The sequence below is a fragment of the Nonomuraea cavernae genome (genome assembly GCF_040655715.1).
In the GTDB taxonomy this organism is placed as follows: Bacteria; Actinomycetota; Actinomycetes; order Streptosporangiales; family Streptosporangiaceae; genus Nonomuraea; species Nonomuraea cavernae_A.
The window spans coordinates 1-9,375 of sequence record NZ_JBFAKL010000053.1 but is presented as its reverse complement, the minus strand read 5'-3'; the positions used below and the strand labels follow the sequence as shown (position 1 = coordinate 9,375).

Annotated in this window: 2 protein-coding genes and 1 pseudogene; 2 read left to right on the top strand and 1 reads right to left on the bottom strand. The window is 62.5% G+C overall.

Going from position 1 to position 9,375, the window contains the following annotated elements; all coding sequences use genetic code 11:
* Positions 1 to 560: 560 nt before the first annotated feature.
* Together AB0I38_RS39775 and AB0I38_RS39770 are read left to right on the top strand one after the other, a co-directional pair.
* Complete coding sequence (locus tag AB0I38_RS39775) at positions 561 to 7,943, top strand: RHS repeat-associated core domain-containing protein (RefSeq protein ID WP_358495761.1); 7,383 nt, start codon at positions 561 to 563, stop codon at positions 7,941 to 7,943.
* A 259-nt stretch (positions 7,944 to 8,202) separates the two neighbouring features.
* Entirely contained in the window at positions 8,203 to 8,817 is a 615-nt protein-coding gene (locus AB0I38_RS39770; RefSeq protein ID WP_358495758.1) for a barstar family protein, read from the top strand.
* A 119-nt stretch (positions 8,818 to 8,936) separates the two neighbouring features.
* On the opposite strand, the pseudogene AB0I38_RS39765 reads toward AB0I38_RS39770, so the two are convergent.
* Positions 8,937 to 9,233: pseudogene (locus tag AB0I38_RS39765) on the bottom strand (transposase); the annotation flags it as partial.
* Positions 9,234 to 9,375 lie beyond the last annotated feature (142 nt).

Below are 9,375 nucleotides of genomic sequence, written 5' to 3'. Positions count from 1 at the left end.
GCCGCCGTCTTCGCGCTCACGGCCGGCGACCTGTCACTGACCACCGGCCTGCACATCCCGGTCGACGCGGGGGTGGCCGCCGCCTTCCTGCGGTAACGGCCGCCGTACGGGCATGACGGCGTAAGGGCACCGCACCTTGGACGGGCCCCGGGGCGTCAGGCATCTCTGGCACGAACAGCACCCTGATCGCGTCGCTGACCGAAGGTTGATCTGAGGTGGATTCGTAGGGTAAGTCACCTTCCGTGATCTTCATCTAACTAAATTGGATCTTGTTGCCTTTTTGGGCAAAAGTTACGCTTCGTCCGTTTGGCAACATGCTCCGAGCTGCACGAGTCAGCAACCTGGTCACGGGACGGGGTGGAGCTTCGTCTGGCGTCGGTAGACGCCCTACGTGGTTCGGAGTGTGACGGAGTATGCGCCGATCTTTGTCGTGGGCTCGTTCGCCCAGAATGGTGGCGATCGTACTTGCAGCGCTGATGCCGGGTCTCCTTGTGCTTTCTGTTCTTCCGGCAGAAGCTCAAGTGTCCATGGTCGGGAGCGGGACTGTCGACCAGCGAGAGGTGGCCACGCCCAAGCAGATGGCGGGTACAGCCGGGCGCCTGCCGAGCCTGGTGGACACGTCGCTGACGAGCGCGGTGGGTGACACGGTTGATACCGAGCAGGTTGAGCGAGCGCCGGGAGCTCTTGCTCTGGAATCGCGTTCCTCCGTACCGGAGGCGACGACGGCATCAAAGCTTCCGGCGGGTGTTGAGCGGGCCGAACAAATTGACCGGCTGACGATGGCGAGCACTACGTTTCCGATCATCGATGATGTGTATCCCGAGCACGGCATGCTGATCGGGACCGTGACGCCGCTGCTGACCACCGAAGCGACTCGTTTGGGTGGCGGGTCGTCGGCCGACTTGAAGTTCACCTTCAAGATCTGCGAGAAGTTAGAGGAAGACGAAGATGAGGTGTCCCCTATTCCTTCGCCGACGCCGGAGTGTTTCACGTCTGGTGCGCGGGTGGGGGAGCAGACCTGGCGGGTGCCGGCGGGCAACCTGAAGTGGGGCAAGCAGTACGAGTGGTGGGTTCGCGTCGTCGATGTGGAGAGCGCCGAGTCGGATCAGAGCGACAAGCAACTGGTGACGACGGGTGCGCGGCAGCCGTTGACCAGTGCGCATCTGGGGGAGCGGGGCGGTGAGGGGCAGGAGTTCTCGCCGGTGGCGGGTAACTACACCACCAGTTTCGTCGACGCGCGGATCCCGGTGGCAGGCCCACCGCTGTCGGTGGTGCGTACCTACAACAGCTTGGACGCGCGCACGAACGGCATCTTCGGCGCGGGATGGTCGACTCAGTGGGACATGCGGATCGTCGCGGAAGACCTGCACGACTCAACGATCGTCGGCTATCCGCTGGTGCCGCGGTCGGTGCTGCTGACCTACCCAAGCGGGAGCCAGGCACGGTTCGCGATGAAAGGGGCCTCAACAGGCGACTTCACCTTCCAGCCTCCGCCCGGCATGCACGCGACCCTGAAGCAGTTGTTCGAGCCGGCTCCCTGTACCCCGGGCATCTCATGCAACGGGCAGGTGGCAGCGGGCTGGCAGTTGATGGACAAGGCGTCGACTTCGTACTTCTTCAACGCTCAGGGACGCTTGTCCAAGATCTCTGACCGGCGTGGCCGCAGCCAGACTCTCACCTATGGAGGTGACGGCAAGCTGACCACGGTCACCGCGGTGGGTGGCCGGTCGCTGCACTTCACCTGGGCAGGTTCTCGGGTGGCGTCAGTGTCCACCGACCCGGTCAACGGTCAGAGTGCGACGTGGACCTACACCTACACAGGCGACAACCTCACTTCGGTGTGCGCTCCGGTGGCCGCGCCCAATTGCACGAACCACACCTACGCGGACGGGTCGCGGTATCGCGGTATCGTGCTGGATTCGGAGCCGGTGGGGTACTTCCGTTTCGGCGAAGAGCAGTACGAGGCACCGGCCAACGAAGGCAGCGCCGGTAGCAGCGGGCAGTACAACGCCGTCACCGTCGGGCAGCCCGGCGCTTTGGAAGGCAGCACGGACACGGCGGCCGGCTTCACCCAGTCGAACGTGAGACTGCCGTCCTACATCCTGGCCCGGCTGCGGGATCGGGTGTCGATCGAAGGCTGGTTCAAGACCACCCAACGAGGCATGATCTTTTCTGCTGGACGGTTCGGGTATGAGCATGGCGCGACACAACCGGTCCTCTACATCGGAACTGACGGTCGCCTGCGAGGTCAACTAGGCGAGATCAGCACCAACGGCGGTCCTTGGACATACGCGCCGATCACCAGCGCGGCTGCGGTCACCGACAATCAGTGGCATCACGTCGTTCTCAACGTGGCCGATGGACGGCAGGAGCTCTTCCTCGATGGTCAGGCCGTTGGCGAGATATCCGGAGAGATCTATCCGGAATATCGAGAAGCGGCGTACGTGGGCAGCGGTGATCGTGCCTCCTCGTGGTCCGACATCCCCGGCGGCCCCAACACCAGCGGCGCCTTCTCCTTCGTGGGGACGATCGATGAGTTCGCGCTCTATGACAAGCCGCTCAGCGATGCCGAGATCCAGACGCACTACGCTGCCCGGGCAAAGATCCCCAACAAGCTAACGACGATCACTCTGCCGTCGGGGCGCACCTGGGCCGCCAATACCTACGACACGGCAACCGACCGCCTCAAGACCCACACCGACCGCCATGGCGGTACATGGCAGATCAGCGAACCCGGCACTGACTGGATCGAAAAGGTGTCCACTGTCACCGTCACCGACCCGCGCAACGGCACGTTGACCTATGGCTATGACAATTGGCGCACATCTCGCTTGGTATATGAGAAGGACCAGTCACAGCTCTCCGCCAGCTATGAATACGACACTGGCGGCTTCCTGGCGAAGACGACCGACCGCAACGGCAACGTGTTCCGGCGCTGGAACGACAAGCGCGGCAATCCGATCCGCGGTAAGTCGTGCCGCACCGCATCGAACTGTCAGAACGCCTACGCCGAGTACTACCTGAACGAGGACGATGAGTTCGATCCGCGTAATGACCAGATAGTAAAAAACCGGGACGCGCGTTCGTCAACTCTGGAAGACAACACCTACGCCACCACATGGGAATACAACGAGCACGGCCAGGCAACGAAGGAGACAACGCCGGCCACGCCCGATTTCTCCAGTGGCCGCTCGACCACTTTGACCTATACCGACGGGAGCGAAGCGGCGGTGGGCGGTGGCACCACACTGGCGGGCTTGATCGCGTCGCAGACCGACGCAAGGGGCAACACGTGGGCCTACCGCTACACCTCGGCCGGGGACTTGGCTGAGCAAATGGACCCGGAGGGATTGGTCGTCCGGCTGGCATACGACGCACTCGGCCGTGTGACGAGTGAGAGCCAAGTCTCCCAGGCGCATCCGAGCGGTGTGACGACCACGTTCACCTACGACGCGCTCGGCCGCTTGCTGACCGAGACCGAGCCAGGCGTGCAGAACGAGATCTCCGATGTCACGCACACCAAGCGGACGACCTTGGTCTACGACGTGGACGGTAACAAGCTCAGCGAGAAGATCTCCGATCTGACGGGCGGGCAGGCCGAGCGGGTCACCGCCTATACCTACGACGGCCTGGGCCGGGTAGCGACGATTACTGGTCCCGAGGGCGGCGTCGTCCAGCAACAGTGGAACAGCCTCGGCCAGTTGGCCAGAGTGACCGACGCCCGGGGCGCGGTGGTGGAGCACGGCTACAGCGACCGTGGTGAGCTGACGACGCGGACGCTGAAGGGTTGGACCGGCAGCCCGGTGAACCCGCATGCAGCTACGGATGTGCTGTTGGAGTCGTTCTCCTACGACCTGGGTGGGCGGCTGGCTGCCCAGGTGGATGCCATGGGCCGCAGAACTTCTTATACGTACTTCACCGACAACCTGCTGGCCAAGAAGATCGCCGACGACGTCAAGCTGAACGGCTCGGCCACCACCAAGGACGTGGTGCTGGAGGATCGCACTTATGACGCGGCAGGCAATCCGACCAGGCTGGTGACCGGTGGCGGCACGGCGACGACCGCGTTCGTTTACGACGCGGCCGGTCGGCTTACTTCTCAGTCGTTCGACCCGGGCGTGCTGGACCGCAAGACGGCGTATGTTTATGACGCCAACGGCAACGTCACCAAGAGCACGCGCACCGGCGCCGGGACCACACGTGCGGAAGTCGCCGAGTACGTCTACAACAAGGTCAACCAGGTCACCCGGACAACGGTGGAGAACGGCGCCGAGGACCTGGTGTCCACCTCCACCTACGACGACCGTGGCCTGGTCACCGCCTCCACTGACCCACGCGGTAACACCAACGGGGCGGACCCGGAGGACTTCACCTCCACCATGCGCTACGACCTGCTCGGCCGCCTGGTGGAAGTGACCGCACCCAAGGTACAGGTCGACAAAGCAGGAACCGCGAACACGGTACGCCCCTCAGCCCGCTACGGCTATGACACCTTCGGTGCCACAACCCATGAGACCGACGCCGAAGGCCGCACCGTCACCTCGGTCTTCGACAAGGCCGGGCGGCTGACCAGCACGAGCGCACCCAGCTACACCCCGCCTGGTGGCACCGCTGTCACTCCCACCGCCACGAACGCCTACGATCCGGCCGGACAGCTGATCTCCACCACCGACCCGCGCGGCAACACCAGCACCTTCGAATACGACCAGCTCGGCCGTCAGGTGCGCATCACCGACCCGGCCCCGCAGGGGCAGAGCGCCGGGACATGGGTGGCCAGCTACGACCTCGCAGGTGAGCAACTAGCCAGCATCGACCCGACCGGCGCGCGGGCCGAGGCCACCTACGATGACCTGGGCCGCAAGATCACCGCCACTCAGATCGAGCGCAAACCGTCCACGGCCGCCTACACCACCACGCTGACCTACAACGACGCCGGGTATCTGACCAAGACGGTGGCGCCGGGACCGGGCAGCAAGACCACCAGTTACACGGTCAACGCCGCCGGAGAGGTCACCGCGCAGACCGACCCGGCCACCAACACCACCACCCTGGCCTACGATCTGGCCGGACGTCTCGTCAAGACCACCGACCCCGTCCCGCTCAATAATGCCACCAGCGTCGAGTACGACCTGGCCGGCCGCAAGACCGCCGTCAAGGACCTGAATGGGTCGGGCACCGTGCTCCGCACGTCCAGTGTGGGCTATGACCCGGCCGGCAACCCGATCAGCACCACCTCGCCCGAAGGCCACGTCACCACTCAGACCTTCGACGCGCTGAGCCGGGTCACCTCGCTGGTCGAGCCGGTCTCCACGGGCCAGTCGATCACCACGAGCTTCGGCTATGACGCGACCGGCGCGCGTACCCGCTTAACGGATGGCCGGGGTAACACGACCTGGACCGGCTACAACAGCCTCGGGCTGGCCGAGACGGTGACCGAACCGGCCACCACCGCCCACCCGAACGCGGCCGACCGCACCTGGACCGCCGTCTATGACCCGGCCGGTAACCCGGTGGCGGAGCTGCAGCCGGGCGGGGTGCGCATCGACCGCACCTTCGACCACCTCGGCCGCCTCACCGCCGAAAACGGTACCGGAGGCAACGCCACCACCGCGGAACGCAGCTTCGGCTACGACCTGGCCGGACGCCAAACTGTGATCGGGGATCTGGCGGTCGACTACAACGACCGCAGCCTGCCGCTCAGCATCACGCGCGGCAGCGCGGTGCAGACCAGCTACGCCTACGACGCGCTCGGCAACCCCACCCAGCGCGTCGACGCCGCAGGCACGGCAGCGTTCACCTGGGACAACGCCAACCGCCTCGCCACAGCCACCGACCCGGTCACCGGCCGCAAACTCACCTACGGCTACGACGCCGCCAGCCGCCTCACCTCCATGAACGCCGCCGTCGGCACCACCGCCACCGACAGCCAGGCCTTCACCTACGACGCGCTGGACCGGCTGGAAACCCACACCCTCAAGCGCAACACCGGCGCCCAGCTGGCGAAGATCACCTACGGGTGGGACAAGGACGACAACCTCACCACCAAGACCACCGCAGGCACCGCCGGAGCCGGCACCAACACCTACGCCTACGACCACGCCGGCCGCCTCACCTCCTGGACCGCCCCCGGCGGAGCGGTCACCGCCTACGAATGGGACGCCTCCGGCAACCGCACCAAGGCCGGCACCAAGACCTACACCTACGACGAACGCAACCGCCTCACCTCGGGTGACGGCAGCACCTACGCCTACACCGCGCGCGGCACCCTGGCCAGCGAGACCAAGAACGGCACCACCACCCAGCTCACCTTCGACGCCTTCGACCGGCTGATCGCCGACGGCGACAGCCTCTACAGCTACGACGCCCTCGACCGCCTCACCTCCCGCATCCGCGGCACCAGCCACCAGACCTTCGCCTACTCCGGACTCGGCAACGACCTGGCCACCATCAGCGACACCAGCGCCGGCGTCCAAGCCAGATACGGCCGCGACCCGTTCGGCGGCCTACTCGGCCAGCAGGAAAGCACCAACCCCGCCCTCGCCACCATGACCGACCTACACGGCGACCTGGTCGCCACCTTCAGCGTCACCGCGCTGGCCACCACCACCGCCTACGACCCCTTCGGAGCCGTCACCGCGCAGACCGGAACCCCGACCAACCTCGGCTACCAGGGCGAATACACCGACCCGGACACCGGCAAGGTCAACATGCACGCCCGTTGGTACCAACCTGGCACAGGCAGCTTCGCGTCACGGGACACTTGGACCCTCCTCCCTCGGCCATCGGTCCAAGCCAACCGGTATACCTACGCGAACGCCAATCCACTTATCTATGGTGATCCCTCTGGTCATTTCCCGGACCCGAGTTGCATGGGTGGTGGTGACAGAAGCATCTACGAGAAGGCCTCATACGGTTCTCCAGGAAGAGGAGGAAGCTGCGGCACAAGTAGCAACACTTCTAACAGCAGCACCAGCACGGTCAGCAAGACTGCGAGGTCAGAGCCTCGCAAGCCAGCCAAAACCAATAACGGTCCAACCAATAACGGTCCTGCTCAGAAGAAGCAAACTGGTACTCCCAGCGACCCTGGAGGTAAAAAGAAAGAGCCCAAGGATCCTAGGGTTCCCAAGGAAAAGCATCCCAAGGACCCCGGGAAGCCCAGGAAAAAAGAGGAGCCAGTCGAACCTATAACGATTCACATTAGTCAGGTTGCCGACCCTTATTCGTACGGCATTGACCCAGACGATGGGGCCGATTCAGGTGTAATGCCAATCAAATATCCGGACGACAATACGACTGGCGGGCCGGACGAAGCATCAAAAGAAGCGCCTGATGATTTTTTGGATTCCCCTCTGGACTGGATATCTGGATTTGTCACAGGCCTCAATGACGTTGCCAACAATACCTGCAGTGTATCTATGAGTCCTGAAGGCCGGATAGTGGAGGATTGCTCGATAAATCCCTTGTTCGGGAATCCGAATACTGACGCCTTCAACTCTGGGCGAGATTTCTTGCATCGCGATTCATGCGACTCCGTACAGGCCAGGTCGTTCGATGCCGCATACTGTATGGGTACTGACCTTCTGATGGGAGAGTTTCGACCTGGATCCAAACTGCCGGGGGCAGGCCCTCGCCTCTCGGATCCTCTCCCGCAGGGTATGTCTAGGCACTTTGTGAGAGAATATGATAATATCAGGGCAGGGAATGGCGTCCCTCAGATTAACCAGAGAACGGGTAGGCAGAAAGTATTTGAGGGATGGGATTATCATACTGGGAAATGGGCTGGTGCTTTAGAATACAAGGTGCCGGGCACGAAGGGCGACGAAGCCCGTATCTTGGTAAAAACGCTCCCGGACGGCCGTAAAATAATGGGATGGACGACCGATCATTACATCACAATTAGGCCTTTCTCTGCGCCGCACTTCCCCGATTCCGGATGGAAATAGCGAAGATGGGCCAGCCCCGAGAGTTGCTTTAGGCACTCCATCGTGTACCTAAAGTGCCCCCGAAATACTCCTGACGGCTCTTTGGTAGTCGTATGCTTTTGGATTGGTTTAGCGCGAGATGGTTTCAGAAAAGTCATCCTACCCTCTATATCGGTTGGTTAACGAGGAGTCGCATGATGTACTTCTGACAGCGGAAGAGCTACATGGATTTTACGTAGAATCATCACGTAAGCAATCGAACGAGATCATCCTCGCTGGTGTGCCACGCGAACTTCACATACCAAGAGGAGATGTCAATGATGTAGAACTGCATGTGATCGACTTTCGTGGCGAGAGGATCGGCTCCTACTACATAGGGCGAATTTGGCTTGGCGCCTCAACGGAAAGCGCTTACGGCGCCGACTTTAGGGATATCACATCGTCGTTTTATGGTCACGCATGCCTGTATCCGCATGCTGGCGAAATCTGGCGTAGATGGGCTTCGGGAAAATCTATTGAACCAAGCGAATGGTCCCAATATCCCCGTAATTCCCATGCAAGCTGGCTCCATGTCGTGCAGACGGCATGGTTTGAGTCGGGTCACAGTGCCATCAGATATGGCATGGAGGATACTGTTGCGATCAACGGCGGCACGATATCTAGCACAGCCGACTTCTATTGCGCAATCGGAGAGGCAGTAAATGGCGCGGGTGGCTATTTTGGGTCAAGCCTCGATAGCCTCGCTGACTGCCTTTCTTCAAGTTGGGAATCGAGAACTTCGTTTCGGATTATTTGGAACGACTCTTCTGTCTCTTGCGAATTTTTGGAAGAAGAGTTTGTCATGTCTGTCCTGACCCTGATGCAGGAGCACGGCGTAGAGGTCAGTCTCCGCTGAGCCAGCGTAGGCATTCAGAAGGATGCCGGTCTACGCTCTGAGGTAGCCATGGGATGATCTTCGGGTGTCGCAGACCGATGGCAGGCGCCGCCCCTCCCATCTAAGGGCTGTTTCTTGGATCAGGTGCGGAGCAAGATGATCAGGGCGGCCAGGGTGACGGTGCCGAGGAAGACGTAGGCGCGTTTGTCGTAGCGGGTGGCCACGGCCCGGAAGTTCTTCAGCCGGTTGATCGCCCGCTCTACGACGTTGCGCGCCTTGTAGCGTTCGGTGTCGAAGCCGGTGGGCCGCCCTCCGGCCGAGCCGCGCCGGCGGCGGTTGGCGCGCTGATCGCGTGGTTCGGGGATGGTGTGACGGATCTTGCGGCGGCGCAGGTAGGCGCGATTGGCGCGGGAGGAATGGGCCTTGTCCGCAGCCAGGCATTTCGTCGGCCGCTACCCGGCCTCCACTCGGAGCCGCGTGACCTGTACTACATCCGTAGATCGCGCGGTAATGGGTCGCCTCGTCGGCGGTAGTGGCTGATCAGAGCGCGGGTTTGGTGGGTTTGCCGGAATCTGGACC